This is a genomic window from Streptomyces sp. NPDC034103, assembly GCF_055575395.1.
The window spans coordinates 1-17,609 of sequence record NZ_JBVISS010000025.1; the positions used below are offsets into that span (position 1 = coordinate 1).

The window sequence follows — 17,609 nt, forward strand, 5'->3', positions numbered from 1 at the left end:
AGCGTGAGGGAAACGCCCGGTTACATTTCGAACCCGGAAGCTAAGCCTCACAGCGCCGATGGTACTGCAGGGGGGACCCTGTGGGAGAGTAGGACACCGCCGAACAATCATTCAAAGGGTTGGACCCTGAACTTCGGTTCAGGGTCCAACCCTTTTTTGTTCTGCGTCACTTGAAGTTCACGTTGCGCAATCACCATCCCCAGTATGGGTACTGCTGCAATGCTCAGGGCCGCCGGCGTCGGAGTCGGTGACGAGGTCGTGGTGCCGGCCTTCGGGAACGTCGAGGTCGCAGAGGCCGTTGTCCAGGCCGGTGGGCTACCGGTGTTCGCCGACATAGATCCGGTGAGCTACTGCCTCGATACATCCGCGGTCGAGGCGGCCGTCACGTCACGGACCGCGGCCGTCGTCGTCGTACACCGCTTCGGGCGGCGGGCCGATATCGGGGCGCTGCATGCTCTGGGACAGCGGCACGGGTTGCTGGTGCTGGAGCAGGGGGAGTCCGAGGCGCCGTATGACGAGGTGGCTCAGCGCAGGCAGCGGGCCGCTTATCTGGATGGGAAGTTGAAGGGTGTGCGGACGCCTGACGGTGGGGACGGGCACACCTATCAGCAGTACGTCGTGCGGGTTCCCGGGAACGGGCGGCCTGACCGGGACGCCTTCGCGCGAGCCTTGCGGGGCAAGGGAGTTGGGTGTCATGTGCCGGTGAAGACGCCGGTGCATCGGCTGCCCGAGTTCCGGCGCTGTGTGTCGCTGCGGGAGACCGAGTTGGCGTCGGACGAGACGTTGGCGCTGCCGGTGGACGCGGCGCTGACCAAGAGGGACATGCAGCGGATCGTGGGGGCGTGCAACGCACTTGGAGGGCTGTTGCAGGCGGCCTTCTGAGGCGGGCGGGCGTGGTTGGGAGCACCGGTCTGTTCGGGGTATGATCTATTCCGTTGCCGCGAGGGAAACCTCGAAAAGTGACAGGCCCCCTTAGCTCAGTCGGCAGAGCGTCTCCATGGTAAGGAGAAGGTCAACGGTTCGATTCCGTTAGGGGGCTCCACCAGAAAGGCCCCGCCCATTCGGGCGGGGCCTTTTTCGTGCCCGCTTTCAGTCCTTGTGGAGGTCCGGGACCCGCATGGCGAGGATCGCCATGTCGTCGGACGGGGCGTCCGAGGCGAAGCGCTCCACGGCGCGCATGATGCGGGCGGCGACCGCGCCGGCGGTCAGGCCCGTGCAGGTCGTGAGGACGTCGGCGAGGCCGTCGTCGCCCAACATGCGGGTGCCCTCGCGGCGTTCGGTGACGCCGTCCGTGACGCAGAGGAGGACGTCCCCCGGCTCCAGGGTGACCGTCTCCTCGTACAGCTCCAGATCGTCTATGACGCCCAGGAGCGGCTGGGGCTCGGCGGCCGGTTCGACGGTGCCGTCCTGGCGCAGGCGGAGCGGGAGGGGGTGGCCGGCGCAGACCACCTTCAGTTCGGCGCTGCCGTCCTCCTGGGGGCGCATCTCGCCGTACAGGAGGGTCAGGAAGCGGCTGCGGGCTCCCTCGTCGAGGATGGCGGAGTTCAGGCGCTCCAGGACCGCCGGGCCGCTCAGGCCCTCCCTGGCCAGCAGGCGCAGCGCGTGGCGGGCGAGGCCCGTCACCGCGGCCGCGTTCGGGCCGGTGCCGCAGACGTCGCCGATGGCGAAACCGTAGGCGCCGTCGCTGATGGGGAAGACGTCGTAGAAGTCGCCGCCGACCTCGTTGCCCTCGCCGGCCGCGCGGTAGATGACCTCGACCTCGACGCCGTCGATCTGCGGGAGTTCCGGGGGGAGCAGGCTGCGCTGGAGGGCCTGGCTGATGGCGGTGCGCTCGGAGTACAGGCGGGCGTTGTCGAGAGCCAGGGCGGCCCTGCGCGAGAGGTCCTCCGCCAGCTCCAGGATCTCCTGACGGAAGTGCTCGTCCGTCGGCTTGCCCAGTGTCAGCATGCCGATGACCCGGTTGCGGGCCACCAGGGGGAGGACGACCGTCTCGCCGCCCACTGCCGACGCGGTGGCGAGGGTGGGGCCGATGCCCGAGCTGAGGCGGCCGATGGGCTCGCCCAGGCCCAGGCTGCGCATGGAGGTGCGCAGGGCGGCCTGGTGGGCGGCTTCGGCGGGGGCCGACCAGACGCGGGCGCCCGGCGTGGGCACCGGGTCGGGGGAGGGGATCTTCGACAGCAACGACTTGATGCCGTCGATGAGTTCCTCGTCCTCGTGCAGGACGTACGAGAGGTAGGGCTCCGAGGCCTGGTCGGCGATCGTGTAGACCGCGCACCAGGTGGCCAGGGTCGGCACCGTCATCTGGGCCATGAGGGCGAGGGTCTGGTCGCGGTCCAGGGTGCCCGCGAGGAGGTCGGAGGCCTCGACCAGGAAGCTCAGGGAGCCGCGGCGCAGGCGTTCCAGTTCGCCGAGGCGTGCCGACTCGACGGCCAACGCGATGCGGTCCGCCGCGAATTGGAGGCGCAGTGCCTCCTCGTTCGAGTATCTGCCGGGGCCTTCGGCCGCGACGCCCAGGGAGCCGGTGAGGCGGCCCTCGACCTTCAGGGGGACGGTGACGACCGAGCGCATGCCGGTGCCGTTCAGGAGCGGGACGGCGCCGGGGACGGCCGTGAGGTCGTCGTGGACGGCGGGCATGCGGGCGGAGCCGTAGCGGCCGGGCCCTGCCTCGACGGGCACGCGCGCGAAGCGCTGGCGGGCGGAGGGCAGACCGGTGGAGGCGCGGACCTCCAACTCGGTCTCGTCGTCGGTGGCCAGGAGCAGGAAGGCGGAGTCGCCGTCGAGCATGTCGCGGGCGCGTTCGACGGTGCGCTGGAGGAGGCCGTCGAGGTCGTCCGGGGCCGGGGAGCCGATGAACACCTCGAAGGGGTCGGTGCTCTGGCCGTCGGAGCCGGATGACGTGTCGGACGTCGGGATGCGCAACGGGGTCTGCAGGACCGCGCGTTCGTGGTCGCGGACGAGGAGGCAGACCGTGGAGGGCTCGCCGTTGGTGTCGCGGACGCGGAGGTGGGAGGCGTACACGGGGGTGACGCGGCCGTCGGCGCCGCGGATGCCGTAGCTGCCCTCCCAGCGCGAGAGTTGGAGGGCCTCGGCGATGCCGGTGCTGGTGCCCGGGGTGTGCGGCCAGGCCGCGAGGTCGGTCAGGGGCTTGCCGGTGACCTGTTCGGCGGGGTAGCCGAAGAGTTCCTCGGCGTCCTCGTTCCAGGCCGTGATGGCCGCCGTACGGTCGATCTGGACGACGGCGACGCGGACGCGGCCGTCGGCGAGGGGGAGGAGGTCCAGGGGGAGGGACGGGCCGGCGGCCCGGGTGCCCACCGCGCGTTCGGGGAGGTCGAGCTGGAACCAGACCTGCTTGTGCGTCGGGGTGTACTCCACGCCCCAGCGGGCGGCGAGGGCCGCGCACAGCTGGAGACCGCGGCCCCCCTCGCGGTCGGGGCTGCCCATGCCGGCCAGGGAGCCCTGGAGGGGGACCTCGCGCTCGGGGTAGCGGTCGCCTACCTCGATGCGTACGCCGTCCCCCGCACGCAGGCACAGGAGGTCCGCGGTGGTGCCCGCGTGGACCACGGCGTTGGTGACCAGCTCGCTGGTGAGGACGACCGCGTCGTCGACGATGTCGGCGAAGCCCCAGCCCTGGAGCGTGTCGCGGACGAAGGAGCGGGCGCTCGCGACCGATCGCCCGACGGGCTCGAAGCTGGCGGCCGCGCGCGCGGTGATCACAGAACTCCTCGGCCTGTTGTCGACGTGCAGGGCTCTCTGGCCGACCGGCTCGTGCCGCTGGTGCGGCAGGCCGCCCGTCGGCCGGCGGTCCGGGGGGTGTTCCCCAGGGATCAGTCCGGTGGTCATGTTGTGCGGCCGCCCCTCCGATGCCCGCTCGTACTCGTGCCACCGCCCAGGCCGGACGGACCGGCGCGGCTGGACAGCCGCATGCAAGGTTACTTACCTTCCCCGTCCATGCGGATGCCGGTCGCCAGTGTTTCCGCCCGGAGGGTGTGCGGACGATGTGCGAAGCTGCCGAACTGTTATGGCCTGGTTCGGCCAGGGTGAAACACTGGGCAAGCTTCTCAAGAAGGTCCGGGCAGACTGAGTGCGGTCCGCGTACTGCGGGCAGCAGCCCGGGGTGCGGCCTGGTACATCCGGCAGACATGCGCAGCTGTAACAGTGGCGGTAACGGGTACGCCCGGGCACCGAGCAGTAGTACCGGAGCACAGCGGTAACGGTCGATCCCTGCGGGAGGGACACAGTGGAGTCTGGCGCAGCGACGCGGGGCACGAAGACGCGCGCGAAGGGCGGACAGTCCCTGAACAACCGGCGCACACCACGCGGTGGGACCACCGCGGTGGACACGGCTGCCCTGAATCGACTGCTGGCGGCTCTGGTGTCGATGCGGGACGGGAATTTCCGGAAGCGGCTCACGGTCTCGGGCGACGGCGTGTTGTCCGAGATCGCGGCGGTCTACAACGAAGTGGCCGACCGTAATCTGCATCTCACGGGCGAGCTGTCCCGGGTGCGGCGGATGGTGGGCCGTGAGGGAAAGCTCACGGAACGGCTGGAGATCGGCGCGTGCGAGGGCTCCTGGCTGACCGCCATCGACGCCTCCAACGCCCTGGTGGACGATCTCGTACGACCTGTCTCCGAGGTCGGCCGGGTACTCTCCGCGGTCGCGGAGGGTGATCTCTCGCCGCGCATGGAGCTGCGGACGCAGGCGCCGGACGGGTCCGGGCATCCGCTGCGCGGGGAGTTCCTCAAGGTCGGGCGGACCGTCAACAACCTGGTCGACCAGCTGTCGACGTTCACCGACGAGGTCACGCGGGTGGCCAGCGAGGTGGGTACCGAGGGCAAGCTGGGCGGTCAGGCCAAGGTGCGCGGGATGTCCGGGTCCTGGAAGGACCTGACGGATTCCGTCAACACCATGGCGTACCGGCTGACGGCGCAGGTGCGGGACATCGCGCTCGTGACCACCGCGGTGGCCAAGGGAGATCTGTCCCGGAAGGTCACGGTGCACGTGGCCGGCGAGATGCTGGAGCTGAAGAACACCGTCAACACGATGGTGGACCAGCTGTCGTCCTTCTCCTCCGAGGTGACCCGCGTCGCGCGCGAGGTGGGCGTCGAGGGCGAGCTCGGCGGTCAGGCGCAGGTGCCCGGTGTGGCGGGTGTGTGGAAGGACCTCACCGATTCGGTGAACCTCATGGCCGGCAATCTGACGGCCCAGGTGCGTGGCATCGCCGAGGTGACGACCGCGGTCGCCAACGGTGACCTGTCACGGAAGGTGACGGTATCCGCGCGCGGTGAGGTCGCGCAGCTCGCGGACACGATCAACCAGATGACCGAGACGCTGCGGATCTTCGCGGACGAGGTCACGCGCGTGGCCAACGAGGTCGGCGCCGAGGGCCAGCTCGGCGGGCAGGCGAACGTGCCGGGCGCGGCGGGGACGTGGAAGGACCTCACCGATTCGGTGAACACGGTCTTCCGAAACCTGACCACGCAGGTGCGGGACATCGCCGCCGTGACGACGGCCGTGGCCAACGGTGACCTGTCGCAGAAGGTCACCGTCGATGTGGCCGGCGAGATGCTGGAGCTGAAGAACACCGTCAACGGGATGGTGGACCAGCTGTCGGCGTTCGGTGCCGAGGTCACGCGCGTGGCGCGCGAGGTCGGCGTCGAGGGTGAGCTGGGCGGTCAGGCGCAGGTGCCAGGTGCCGCGGGGACGTGGAAGGACCTCACCGACTCCGTCAACACGGCGTTCCGGAACCTCACCGGACAGGTGAGGAACATCGCCCAGGTGACGACGGCCGTGGCCAACGGTGACCTGTCGCAGAAGGTCACCGTGGACGTCTCCGGCGAGATGCTCCAGCTGAAGAACACCGTGAACACGATGGTGGACCAGCTGTCGGCCTTCGCGGACCAGGTGACGCGGATGGCCCGGGACGTGGGCACCGAGGGCCGCCTCGGCGGTCAGGCGGTCGTGCCGGGGGTCTCCGGCACCTGGAAGGAGCTCACCGACTCGGTGAACTTCATGGGTGGCAACCTCACCTCGCAGGTGCGGCAGATCGCCCAGGTGACGACCGCGGTGGCCCGGGGTGACCTGTCCCAGAAGATCGACGTCGACGCGCGCGGCGAGATCCTGGAGCTGAAGAACACCATCAACACGATGGTCGACCAGCTCTCCGCCTTCGCCGACCAGGTGACCCGGGTGGCCCGTGAGGTGGGCACCGAGGGCCGCCTCGGCGGTCAGGCGCAGGTGCCCGGCGTCGCCGGTGTGTGGCGGGACCTCACCGACTCGGTGAACGGCATGGCGTCCAACCTGACCGGCCAGGTGCGCAACATCGCGCAGGTCGCGACGGCGGTGGCGCGGGGTGACCTGTCCCAGAAGATCACCGTGGACGCGCGCGGCGAGATCCTGGAGCTGAAGAACACCCTGAACACGATGGTCGACCAGCTGTCGTCGTTCGCCGAGGAGGTCACGCGCGTGGCCCGTGAGGTGGGCACCGAGGGCATCCTCGGCGGCCAGGCCGAGGTGCAGGGGGTCTCCGGCACCTGGAAGGACCTCACGCAGTCCGTGAACTTCATGGCGAACAACCTGACCATCCAGGTGCGCAACATCGCCGAGGTCACGACCGCGGTCGCCAAGGGCGACCTGTCGAAGAAGATCACCGTCGACGCCAAGGGCGAGATCCTCGAGCTCGTCAGCACGGTCAACACGATGGTGGACCAGCTGTCGTCCTTCGCCGAGCAGGTGACCCGGGTGGCCCGTGAGGTGGGCACCGAGGGCATCCTGGGCGGCCAGGCCCATGTGCCCGGTGTCGTGGGCATCTGGAAGGACCTCAGCGACAACGTGAACCTGATGGCCAACAACCTGACCATGCAGGTGCGCAACATCTCCCAGGTCGCGTCCGCCGTCGCCAACGGTGACCTGACCCGGACGGTGACGATCGAGGCGCGCGGTGAGGTCGCGCAGCTCGCCGACACCTTCAACACCATGGTGAAGACGCTGAGCTCGTTCGCCGACCAGGTCACGAAGGTGGCCCGTGAGGTGGGTACGGACGGCATCCTGGGCGGACAGGCGCGGGTGCCCGGTGTGGCGGGTACCTGGAAGGACCTCACCGAGTCCGTGAACCAGATGGCGTCCAACCTGACCGGTCAGGTGCGGAACATCGCCATGGTGACCACCGCCATCGCCAAGGGTGACCTGACCAAGAAGATCGACATCGACGCGCGCGGCGAGATCCTGGAGCTGAAGACCACCATCAACACCATGGTCGACCAGCTCTCCTCCTTCGCCGAGGAGGTCACCCGGGTCGCCCGCGAGGTGGGCACCGAGGGACAGCTCGGCGGCCAGGCACGCGTGCGTGACGTGGACGGCACCTGGCGCGACCTCACCGAGTCCGTGAACGAGATGGCCGGGAACCTGACCCGGCAGGTGCGTGCCATCGCGCGCGTGGCGACCGCGGTGACCCGCGGTGACCTGAACCTGAAGATCGACGTGGACGCGTCCGGGGAGATCCAGGAGCTCCAGGACTACATCAACAAGATGATCGCCAACCTGCGCGACACCACGATCGCCAACAAGGAGCAGGACTGGCTCAAGGGCAACCTCGCCCGGATCTCCGCGCTGATGCAGGGCCGCCGCGACCTCGCGGACGTGGCCTCGCTGATCATGAGCGAGCTGACGCCGGTGGTCTCCGCGCAGCACGGCGCGTTCTTCCTGGCGATGCCGCACCTCGACGGCAAGGACGCGGGCGCCGCCGGGGAGGACTCGTACGAACTGCGCATGCTCGGGTCGTACGGCTACTCGATGGGTTCCATGCCCACGTCGTTCCGGCCGGGGGAGGCGCTGATCGGGACGGCCGCCCAGGAGAAGCGGACGATCCTGGTGGAGAACGCGCCGAGCGGCTATCTGAAGATCTCCTCCGGGCTCGGCGAGGCGCCCCCGGCGCAGGTGATCGTCCTGCCGGTGCTGTTCGAGGGGAAGGTGCTCGGCGTGATCGAGCTGGCGTCCTTCACCCCGTTCACGCAGATCCAGAAGGACTTCCTCAACCAGATCGCCGAGATGATCGCGACCAGCGTCAACACCATCTCCGTCAACACCAAGACCGAGCAGCTGCTGAAGCAGTCGCAGGAGCTGACCGAGCAACTCCAGGAGCGGTCGGCCGAGTTGGAGAACCGGCAGAAGGCCCTCCAGGCGTCCAACGCCGAACTGGAGGAGAAGGCCGAGCTGCTGGCCCAGCAGAACCGGGACATCGAGGTGAAGAACACCGAGATCGAGGAGGCGCGGCAGGTCCTGGAGGAGCGCGCCGAGCAGCTCGCCGTGTCGATGCGCTACAAGAGCGAGTTCCTCGCCAACATGTCGCACGAGCTGCGTACGCCGCTCAACTCGCTGCTGATCCTGGCCAAGTTGCTCGCCGACAACGCGGACGCCAACCTCTCGCCGAAGCAGGTCGAGTTCGCGGAGACGATCCACGGGGCGGGCTCCGACCTGCTCCAGCTGATCAACGACATCCTGGACCTGTCGAAGGTCGAGGCGGGCAAGATGGACGTCTCACCGACGCGCATCGCGCTCGTCCAGCTGGTGGACTACGTGGAGGCGACCTTCCGCCCGCTGACCGCGGAGAAGGGCCTGGACCTGTCCGTACGGGTCTCCCCGGAGCTGCCGGCCACGCTGCACACCGACGAGCAGCGGCTGCTGCAGGTGCTGCGCAACCTGCTGTCCAACGCGGTGAAGTTCACCGACTCCGGTTCGGTGGAGCTGGTCATCCGGCCCGCCGGCGCGGACGTGCCGGCGCAGATCCGCGAGCAGCTCCTGGAGACCGGTTCGCTGCGGGACGCGGACGCCGACCTGATCGCGTTCTCCGTGACCGACACCGGTATCGGGATCGCGGCCAGCAAGATGCGGGTGATCTTCGAGGCGTTCAAGCAGGCCGACGGCACGACGAGCCGCAAGTACGGCGGCACGGGTCTCGGGCTGTCGATCTCGCGGGAGATCGCGCAGCTGCTCGGCGGTGAGATCTACGCCCAGAGCGAGCCGGGGCGTGGATCGACGTTCACGCTGTATTTGCCGCTGCACCCGAGCGAACTGCCTCCGCAGGGCTATCAGCAGTCCGTGACGGCCCTGGAGGTCGGGGAGCTGCTCGCCTCCGAGAACGGCCGGGCCGACGCGGAGGCCGGGACGCCGGCCGAGGTGAAGTCGTACCAGGAGACGCAGAACGGGGCCGCCGCCCTCTTCAGGCGCCGCCGCAGGACCCTGCCGGAGGTGGAGCAGCGGCCCCAGCCGGACCAGTGGTCGCCGACCGGGCAGAGCCCGGCGCCGGAGGTGCGGCCGGGGATCCGGTTCGGCGGCGAGAAGGTGCTGATCGTCGACGACGACATCCGCAACGTCTTCGCGCTGACCAGCGTCCTGGAGCAGCACGGGCTGTCGGTGCTGTACGCCGAGAACGGCCGCGAGGGCATCGAGGTGCTGGAGCAGCACGACGATGTCACGGTCGTCCTGATGGACATCATGATGCCCGAGATGGACGGTTATGCGACGACCACGGCGATCCGCCGGATGCCGCAGTTCGCGGGCCTGCCGATCATCGCGCTGACCGCGAAGGCGATGAAGGGCGACCGGGAGAAGGCGATCGAGTCGGGCGCCTCCGACTACGTGACCAAGCCGGTCGATCCCGATCATCTGCTGTCGGTGATGGAGCAGTGGATGCGGGGCGCGTGACGGGAGCCGGGCGCGTGAGCGGATCAGGGCGCGGGATGCGTGACCGGAGCGGGCCGCGCTGCATGTGACCGGATCGGTCGGGCTTCGGGTGGATGCTGCGAGAACCGTCCGTGTTCACACGGAGTTGCTGACTCAGTGTGCTCGAAGCCGTGTAAAAGTACGGGATTCGGGGAACCTTCTGGTCTCTCACTGCGTTTCTGCTACGTACACAGTGACATCGCGGTGACAGGGTGTGGCGACGGGCGGGGTGCGGCTACCATGACCGGCACGAGGACGGGCGGCGCCAGGGAGCCGTCCCCCGGGGCGGCACCTGCGGGTGTCACCACGAGTCCTGAGGACAGGGGAGGCCCCACGCCGGGGCGAGGAGGGCGGGCCATGGTGCAGAAGGCCAAGATCCTCCTGGTCGATGACCGGCCGGAGAATCTGCTGGCGCTGGAGGCCATCCTCTCCGCGCTCGATCAGACGCTGGTGCGGGCATCGTCCGGGGAGGAAGCGCTCAAGGCGCTGCTCACCGATGACTTCGCGGTGATCCTGCTGGATGTGCAGATGCCGGGAATGGACGGGTTCGAGACTGCGGCGCACATCAAGCGGCGCGAGCGCACGCGGGACATCCCGATCATCTTCCTCACCGCGATCAACCATGGCCCGCACCACACCTTCCGGGGGTACGCGGCCGGCGCGGTGGACTACATCTCCAAGCCGTTCGACCCGTGGGTGCTGCGCGCGAAGGTCTCCGTCTTCGTCGAGCTGTACATGAAGAACTGCCAGCTGAGGGAGCAGGCGGCGCTGCTGCGGCTCCAGTTGGAGGGCGGTGCCGGCGGCACCGCCCCGGCCGGTGAGACGAAGGAGCCCGCGGGGCTGCTGGCCGAGCTCTCGGCGCGGCTCGCCGCGGTCGAGGAGCAGGCCGAGGCCCTGTCCAAGCAACTCGACGACGAGTCGGCGGACGCGGCGGCCGTGGCCACCGCGGCCCATCTCGAACGCAAACTCACCGGACTCAGGCGGGCGCTGGACGCTCTGGAGCCTGGGACAGGCAGTACGCAGTCGATGTCCTCCCAGAACTGACCTGCCCGCCCGGCCCGTTGCGGGTGAGCGCGCGTCAGTTCCGCGCCGGGGAAAGGGCGACACGAACGGGTGAAGCACCGGCCACACGTGTCCGTTGTCGTCTCCCCCGGTAACCTCACACCTATGGCCTCACGTCCCTCCGCTGCCAAGAAGCAGCCCGCGAAGAAGGCGGCGGCTCCGGCGAAGAAGGCCGCTGCGAAGAAGCCTCCGGCGAAGAAGGCGCCCGCCAAGAGGGTCGCGGCGAAGAAGGCCGCGCCGCCGCCCAGGCCGGCGCCGAGCCCCACCGGCGGCATCTACCGACTCGTACGCGCCGTCTGGCTGGGCCTGGCGCACGCCGTGGGCGCGGTGTTCCGCGGCATAGGGAACGGCGCGAAGAACCTCGACCCGGCGCACCGCAAGGACGGCGTCGCGCTGCTGCTGCTCGGCCTGGCGCTGATCGTCGCGGCCGGCACCTGGTCGAACCTGCGCGGCCCGGTCGGCGACCTGGTCGAGATCATCGTCACCGGCGCCTTCGGCCGCCTCGACCTGCTCGTGCCGATACTGCTCACGGTCATCGGCGTGCGGTTCATCCGGCACCCGGAGAAGCCCGAGGCCAACGGCCGGATCGTGATCGGCCTGTCGGCGCTCGCGGTGGGCGTGCTCGGCCAGGTCCACATCGCGTGCGGCGCGCCCGCCCGCAGCGACGGCATGCAGGCGATAAGGGACGCCGGCGGCCTGATCGGCTGGAGCGCGGCGACCCCGCTGACGTACACCATGGGGGACGTCCTCGCCGTACCGCTGCTGGTGCTGCTCACGGTCTTCGGGCTGCTGGTCGTCACCGCGACGCCCGTCAACGCCATCCCGCGCAGGCTGCGCGAGCTCGGGGTGCGGCTCGGGATCGTGCACGACCCGGCCCTGGACGAGTTCGACGAGTTCCCCGTGGACGACGAGCGCTACAACGAGCAGTGGCGTGAGGCGCTGCCCGCGCGCGGTCGCAGGCGTGCTCCGGCGCCCGAGGCGTACGACCCCGACAACGCGGAGCAGGAGGCGCTCACGCGGCGTCGTGGTCGCCCCCGGCGCTCCGCGGTGCCGCAGCCCGACATGGACCGGCCGATGGACGCCGTGGACGTCGCCGCGGCCGCTGCCGCCGCGCTCGACGGTGCCGTGCTGCACGGGATGCCGCCGTCGCCGGTCGTCGCCGACCTCACCCAGGGCGTCAGCGCGGGGGACCGCGAGGACACGACATCGACACCGACCCGGGTGCCGACACCCGTGCCCGCGCCCGCCGCGCGTCCCCGGCAGGAGAAGCTGAAGACCGAGGTCGCCGACCTCACCAAACCCGCGCCCGAGGCCCCGAGCGAGCTGCCGCCGCGCGCCGAGCAGCTCCAGCTGTCCGGCGACATCACGTACGCGCTGCCTTCGCTCGACCTCCTGGAGCGCGGTGGCCCGGGCAAGGCGCGCAGCGCGGCCAACGACGCGATCGTCGCCTCGCTGACGACCGTCTTCACGGAGTTCAAGGTCGACGCGGCCGTCACCGGCTTCACCCGCGGCCCGACGGTCACGCGCTACGAGGTCGAGCTCGGCCCCGCCGTGAAGGTCGAGCGGATCACCGCGCTGGCCAAGAACATCGCCTACGCGGTCGCCAGCCCGGACGTACGGATCATCAGCCCGATCCCCGGCAAGTCCGCGGTCGGCATCGAGATCCCGAACACCGACCGCGAGATGGTCAACCTCGGTGACGTGCTGCGGCTCGCGGCGGCCGCCGAGGACGACCATCCGATGCTGGTCGCGCTCGGCAAGGACGTCGAGGGCGGCTATGTGATGGCCAACCTCGCGAAGATGCCGCACGTGCTGGTCGCCGGAGCCACCGGTTCCGGTAAGTCGTCCTGCATCAACTGCTTGATCACCTCGATCATGGTCCGCGCGACCCCCGAGGACGTCCGTATGGTCCTGGTCGACCCCAAGCGGGTCGAGCTGACCGCCTACGAGGGCATCCCGCACCTGATCACCCCGATCATCACCAACCCCAAGCGGGCCGCCGAGGCGCTCCAGTGGGTCGTACGGGAGATGGACCTTCGCTACGACGACCTGGCGGCGTACGGGTTCCGGCACATCGACGACTTCAACGAGGCGATCCGCAGCGGCAAGGTCAAGCTGCCCGAGGGCAGTGAGCGGGAGCTTCAGCCGTACCCGTATCTGCTGGTGATCGTCGACGAGCTCGCCGACCTGATGATGGTCGCCCCGCGCGACGTCGAGGACGCGATCGTGCGCATCACGCAGCTCGCGCGTGCGGCCGGCATCCACCTGGTGCTCGCCACGCAGCGGCCGTCGGTCGACGTCGTGACCGGTCTGATCAAGGCGAACGTCCCCTCGCGGCTCGCCTTCGCCACCTCCTCGCTCGCCGACTCCCGGGTCATCCTTGACCAGCCCGGCGCCGAGAAGCTGATCGGCAAGGGCGACGGGCTCTTTCTGCCGATGGGCGCCAACAAGCCCACCCGTATGCAGGGCGCCTTCGTGACCGAGGACGAGGTCGCGGCGGTGGTCCAGCACTGCAAGGACCAGATGGCGCCGGTCTTCCGGGACGACGTCGTCGTCGGCACCAAGCAGAAGAAGGAGATCGACGAGGAGATCGGCGACGACCTCGACCTGCTGTGCCAGGCGGCCGAGCTGGTGGTCTCCACGCAGTTCGGGTCGACGTCGATGCTCCAGCGCAAGCTGCGGGTCGGGTTCGCCAAGGCGGGGCGGCTGATGGACCTGATGGAGTCCCGGGGCATCGTCGGACCCAGCGAAGGATCCAAGGCTCGTGACGTTCTTGTGAAGGCTGACGAGCTGGACGGAGTGCTCGCGGTGATCCGCGGGGAGGCTTAAAGGCAGGAAACGGGGCGCAGTGGTCGCCGGGCCCACGGGTGAGCCGCCGATGGGTGTTCGATCGTGACTCACCCGTAAGGGATCATTGAGCAACCGTTTCCCTTCGGTGTACGTCAAGTTGAGGGAAGCGGAAACCTTTTGCTCCACCATCGGCGTGTCCGGCCATACCGATGGCGTACAAAGTCCCACCGCCCGGTTGCCCCACCCTTTCGTACCCCCCCTAGACTGAACCTCCAGCACAGGTGGCTTAAACGCTCGAAAGGCGCCCCCGTGTCCATCGGCAACTCCCCTGAAGACGAGCGTCCGTTCGAAGACGACCGCGAGGAAGCCCGTATCTCCGTCGGCCGTGCCCTTCAGCAGGCACGGATCGCGGCCGGGCTGACCGTCGACGACGTCAGCAACGCCACCCGGGTCCGTATCGCCATCGTGCACGCCATCGAGGCCGACGACTTCGGCCCCTGCGGCGGGGACGTCTACGCGCGCGGGCACATCCGGACCCTGGCCAAGGCCGTCCACCTCGATCCGGCCCCGCTCCTGGACCAGTACGCCGCCGACCACGGCGGAGGACGTCCGGCGCCCACCCCGGCGGCCCCGCTGTTCGAGGCGGAACGCATCCGTCCCGAGCGCCGGGGGCCCAACTGGACCGCGGCCATGGTCGCCGCGATCGTCGCCGTGGTCGGGTTCGTCGGGTTCACCGCGTTCAAGGGCGGCGACGAGGGCGGCGCGGCACAGGTCGCCGGGGACGCCACGCCGTCGACCAGCACGACCTCCTCACCCAAGCCCAAGAGCGAGAAGCCCGAGTCGACCAAGCCGGCCCCGTCCGACAGCGCCATCGCGGCCGCGCCCCAGGACAAGGTGACCGTCCAGGTCAGCGCCCCCGACGGCAAGAGCTGGATCTCCGCCAAGGACCACAACGGCCGGATCCTGTTCGACGGTCTGCTCCAGCAGGGCGCCTCCCAGACCTTCCAGGACAGCGAGAAGATCAACCTCGTCCTCGGTGACGCCGGGGCGATCCAGCTGTATGTCAACGGCAAGAAGATCGAGGACGACTGGCAGCCGGGCGCGGTGGAGCGGCTGACGTACACCAAGGGCGACCCGACGGTCGGTTAGGGCCGGACAGGCGGTGCCGTAGGCGGGGACGGGGTTGGCGGAGCAAGATCGCCAACCCCGTCGACGTGGGCTGTCAGTGGAACGAAGTAGTCTTGAGTCCATGCCTGAACGCCGTACCGTCGCACTCGTCACTCTTGGCTGCGCCCGTAACGAGGTGGACTCGGAGGAGCTCGCAGGCCGCTTGGAGGCGGACGGCTGGGACCTCGTGGAGGACGCCGCGGACGCGGACGTCGCCGTCGTCAACACGTGCGGCTTCGTCGACGCCGCCAAGAAGGACTCCGTCGACGCCCTCCTGGAGGCCAACGATCTCAAGGGGCACGGCCGAACCCAGGCCGTCGTCGCGGTGGGCTGCATGGCCGAGCGGTACGGCAAGGACCTCGCCGAGGCCCTGCCCGAGGCCGACGGCGTGCTCGGCTTCGACGACTACGCCGACATCTCCGACCGGCTCCAGACCATCCTGAGCGGTGGCGTCCACGCCGCCCACACCCCGCGCGACCGGCGCAAGCTGCTGCCGATCAGCCCCGCCGAGCGGCAGTCGGCCTCCGACGTCGCCCTGCCGGGCCACGGCGCGCCCGCCGACCTCCCGGAAGGCGTGGCCCCGGTCTCCGGCCCCCGCGCGCCCCTGCGCCGCCGTCTGGACGGCGCCCCGGTGGCCTCGGTCAAGCTCGCCTCCGGCTGCGACCGCCGCTGCACCTTCTGCGCCATCCCGTCCTTCCGCGGCTCCTTCATCTCGCGGCGCCCGAGCGACGTGCTGAACGAGGCTCGCTGGCTGGCCGAGCAGGGCGTCAAGGAGATCATGCTGGTCTCCGAGAACAACACCTCCTACGGCAAGGACCTGGGCGACATCCGGCTCCTGGAGTCCCTGCTGCCCGAGCTCGCCGACGTCGACGGCCTGGAGCGGGTGCGGGTCAGCTACCTCCAGCCGGCCGAGATGCGGCCCGGGCTGATCGACGTGCTGACCTCCACGCCCAAGGTCGTGCCCTACTTCGACCTGTCCTTCCAGCACTCCGCCCCCGGCGTGCTGCGCGCGATGCGGCGCTTCGGCGACACCGACCGCTTCCTGGAACTGCTCGACACCATCCGGAGCAAGGCCCCGCAGGCCGGAGTGCGCTCCAACTTCATCGTGGGCTTCCCCGGCGAGACCGCGGACGACCTGGCGGAGCTGGAGCGGTTCCTGAACGGCGCGCGCCTGGACGCCATCGGTGTCTTCGGCTACTCCGACGAGGAGGGCACGGAGGCGGCCACGTACGACAACAAGCTCGACGAGGACGTCGTCGCCGAGCGCCTCGCGCGCGTCTCCCGGCTGGCCGAGGAACTCGTCTCGCAGCGGGCCGAGGAGCGCGTGGGCGAGACCGTGCACGTGCTGGTGGAGTCCGTGGACGAGGAGGGCGTGTACGGGCGCGGTGAGCACCAGGCGCCGGAGACGGACGGCCAGGTGCTGCTCACGAGCGGCGAAGGACTGAGTGTCGGTCGTATGGTCGAAGCGAAGGTGGTCGGCACCGAGGGGGTCGACCTGGTCGCCGAGCCGGTGACGAGCTCGCTCGCAGGTAGTGAGGAGGCGCGCAGATGACCGGAGCACCGGCGTCCGCCGCGGGTAGTCCCTCCCCGGCGGGTGCGGCCGGCACCGACGCCGACGCCAAGTCCGCGCGGAGCGGCAAGATCGTCGCGGCGGCCGTCGACCAGGCCAGCCTCTGGAACATCGCGAACCTCCTGACGATGCTGCGGCTGCTGCTGGTGCCCGGCTTCGTCGCGCTGATGCTGGCCGACGGCGGATACGACCCGGCATGGCGCTCGTTCGCCTGGGCGGCCTTCGCCGTCGCCATGATCACCGACCTGTTCGACGGTCATCTGGCGCGCACCTACAACCTCGTCACCGACTTCGGGAAGATCGCCGATCCCATCGCCGACAAGGCGATCATGGGGGCGGCGCTCATCTGTCTGTCTGCGCTGGGGGACCTGCCGTGGTGGGTGACCGGCGTCATCCTGGGCCGAGAACTCGGGATCACGCTCCTGCGTTTCATCGTCATCCGGTACGGCGTCATCCCGGCGAGCCGCGGCGGCAAGCTGAAGACCCTCATCCAGGGCATCGCCGTCGGGATGTACGTCCTGGCGCTGACGGGGTGGCTGGCCACCGCGCGGTTCTGGGTGATGGCCGTGGCGGTCGTGCTGACCGTGGTGACCGGCCTCGACTATGTAAGACAGGCCATTGTGCTGCGCCGGCAGGGAATCGCCGCGCGCGCGGCGGCGTTGGAGGAGACGGAAGCGTGAATTCCCCGGCCACTGAAGTGGTGCGACTACTCACGGTGAGGGCGGAAACGCTCGCCGTCGCCGAGTCGCTCACCGGTGGGTTGGTTGCGGCGGAAATCACAGCGGCCCCCGGGGCGTCCAAGGCGTTCCGAGGCTCGGTGACCGCCTACGCCACCGAGCTCAAGCAGGAACTGCTCGGGGTGGACGCCACCCTGCTGGCGGAGCGAGGAGCGGTGGATCCGCAGGTCGCGGCCCAGATGGCGGCCGGAGTGCGCAAGGCACTCGGTGCGGCCTGGGGCATCTCGACCACGGGTGTCGCCGGTCCGGTGGAACAGGACGGCAAGCCCGTCGGGACGGTCTATGTGGCGGTCGCCGGCCCGCCCTCGCAGCTGCCGGATGGCGAGAAAGTGTTGTCGCTGCGGTTGAACGGCGACCGGGCGGAAATTCGTATGGAGAGTGTACGGAGCGTACTCGCACTGCTCCTTCAGGAGCTTGCGGGCGAACAGACCGGGAATGAGCGGGCACAGGATACGGAACGGAACGGGGGGTTTTGATGTTTGCAGCCCTGAGTGAACACGACATCGCTCCCCGCACGGCCGCGGCGCAAGGCGGTACGGTGGGGCGTAATGGATGCGGCTACGCG

General features: G+C 69.6%; 9 protein-coding genes, 1 tRNA gene and 1 rRNA gene. 10 read left to right on the forward strand and 1 reads right to left on the reverse strand.

Annotated features, from left to right (window positions below; translation table 11 throughout):
* From rrf to ACZ56U_RS38080, 3 genes are all read left to right on the forward strand, one after another.
* Positions 1-105, forward strand: a 5S ribosomal RNA gene (gene rrf, locus ACZ56U_RS38070); the annotation flags it as partial.
* A gap of 114 nt (positions 106-219) precedes the next feature.
* Complete coding sequence (locus ACZ56U_RS38075) at positions 220-882, forward strand: DegT/DnrJ/EryC1/StrS family aminotransferase (protein WP_469088566.1); 663 nt, start codon at positions 220-222, stop codon at positions 880-882.
* An 84-nt stretch (positions 883-966) separates the two neighbouring features.
* Positions 967-1,042: transfer RNA gene (locus tag ACZ56U_RS38080), tRNA-Thr, on the forward strand.
* Positions 1,043-1,089: 47 nt separating this feature from the next.
* Here ACZ56U_RS38080 and ACZ56U_RS38085 read toward each other — a convergent pair.
* Positions 1,090-3,840 (reverse strand): SpoIIE family protein phosphatase, encoded by a 2,751-nt coding sequence (locus ACZ56U_RS38085; RefSeq protein ID WP_469088518.1) that lies wholly within the window; start codon positions 3,838-3,840, stop codon positions 1,090-1,092.
* 397 nt (positions 3,841-4,237) lie between these two features.
* Here ACZ56U_RS38085 and ACZ56U_RS38090 point away from each other — a divergent pair, with 397 nt between their 5' ends.
* From ACZ56U_RS38090 to ACZ56U_RS38120, 7 genes are all read left to right on the forward strand, one after another.
* Complete coding sequence (locus tag ACZ56U_RS38090; RefSeq protein ID WP_469088519.1) at positions 4,238-9,700, forward strand: HAMP domain-containing protein; 5,463 nt, start codon at positions 4,238-4,240, stop codon at positions 9,698-9,700.
* Positions 9,701-10,075: 375 nt separating this feature from the next.
* Positions 10,076-10,762, forward strand: coding sequence for a response regulator (locus ACZ56U_RS38095; RefSeq protein WP_469088520.1), 687 nt, complete (start codon positions 10,076-10,078; stop codon positions 10,760-10,762).
* A gap of 123 nt (positions 10,763-10,885) precedes the next feature.
* The gene (locus ACZ56U_RS38100) at positions 10,886-13,609 is read left to right on the forward strand and encodes a DNA translocase FtsK (protein WP_469088521.1); all 2,724 of its coding nucleotides are present in this window, start codon (positions 10,886-10,888) and stop codon (positions 13,607-13,609) included.
* A gap of 270 nt (positions 13,610-13,879) precedes the next feature.
* On the forward strand, positions 13,880-14,719 hold the full coding sequence (locus tag ACZ56U_RS38105) for a helix-turn-helix domain-containing protein (protein WP_469088522.1): 840 nt from the start codon (positions 13,880-13,882) through the stop codon (positions 14,717-14,719).
* Positions 14,720-14,819: 100 nt separating this feature from the next.
* Positions 14,820-16,289: a 30S ribosomal protein S12 methylthiotransferase RimO gene (gene rimO, locus ACZ56U_RS38110; protein WP_469088523.1), complete on the forward strand. Its 1,470-nt coding sequence runs from the start codon at positions 14,820-14,822 to the stop codon at positions 16,287-16,289.
* Positions 16,286-16,987 (forward strand): CDP-diacylglycerol--glycerol-3-phosphate 3-phosphatidyltransferase, encoded by a 702-nt coding sequence (gene pgsA, locus ACZ56U_RS38115; RefSeq protein ID WP_469088524.1) that lies wholly within the window; start codon positions 16,286-16,288, stop codon positions 16,985-16,987. Before rimO ends, pgsA begins: the two co-directional genes overlap by 4 nt.
* Positions 16,984-17,520, forward strand: a complete 537-nt coding sequence (locus tag ACZ56U_RS38120) for a CinA family protein (RefSeq protein WP_469088525.1) — start codon at positions 16,984-16,986, stop codon at positions 17,518-17,520. Before pgsA ends, ACZ56U_RS38120 begins: the two co-directional genes overlap by 4 nt.
* Positions 17,521-17,609 lie beyond the last annotated feature (89 nt).

Excerpts from the sequence above, each read along its gene's own strand:
- rimO (WP_469088523.1), top strand. The coding sequence starts at position 14,820 with ATGCCTGAACGCCGTACCGTCGCACTCGTCACTCTTGGCTGCGCCCGT.
- pgsA (WP_469088524.1), top strand. The coding sequence starts at position 16,286 with ATGACCGGAGCACCGGCGTCCGCCGCGGGTAGTCCCTCCCCGGCGGGT.
- ACZ56U_RS38085 (WP_469088518.1), bottom strand. The coding sequence starts at position 3,840 with ATGACCACCGGACTGATCCCTGGGGAACACCCCCCGGACCGCCGGCCG.
- ACZ56U_RS38075 (WP_469088566.1), top strand. The coding sequence starts at position 220 with ATGCTCAGGGCCGCCGGCGTCGGAGTCGGTGACGAGGTCGTGGTGCCG.
- ACZ56U_RS38095 (WP_469088520.1), top strand. The coding sequence starts at position 10,076 with ATGGTGCAGAAGGCCAAGATCCTCCTGGTCGATGACCGGCCGGAGAAT.
- ACZ56U_RS38100 (WP_469088521.1), top strand. The coding sequence starts at position 10,886 with ATGGCCTCACGTCCCTCCGCTGCCAAGAAGCAGCCCGCGAAGAAGGCG.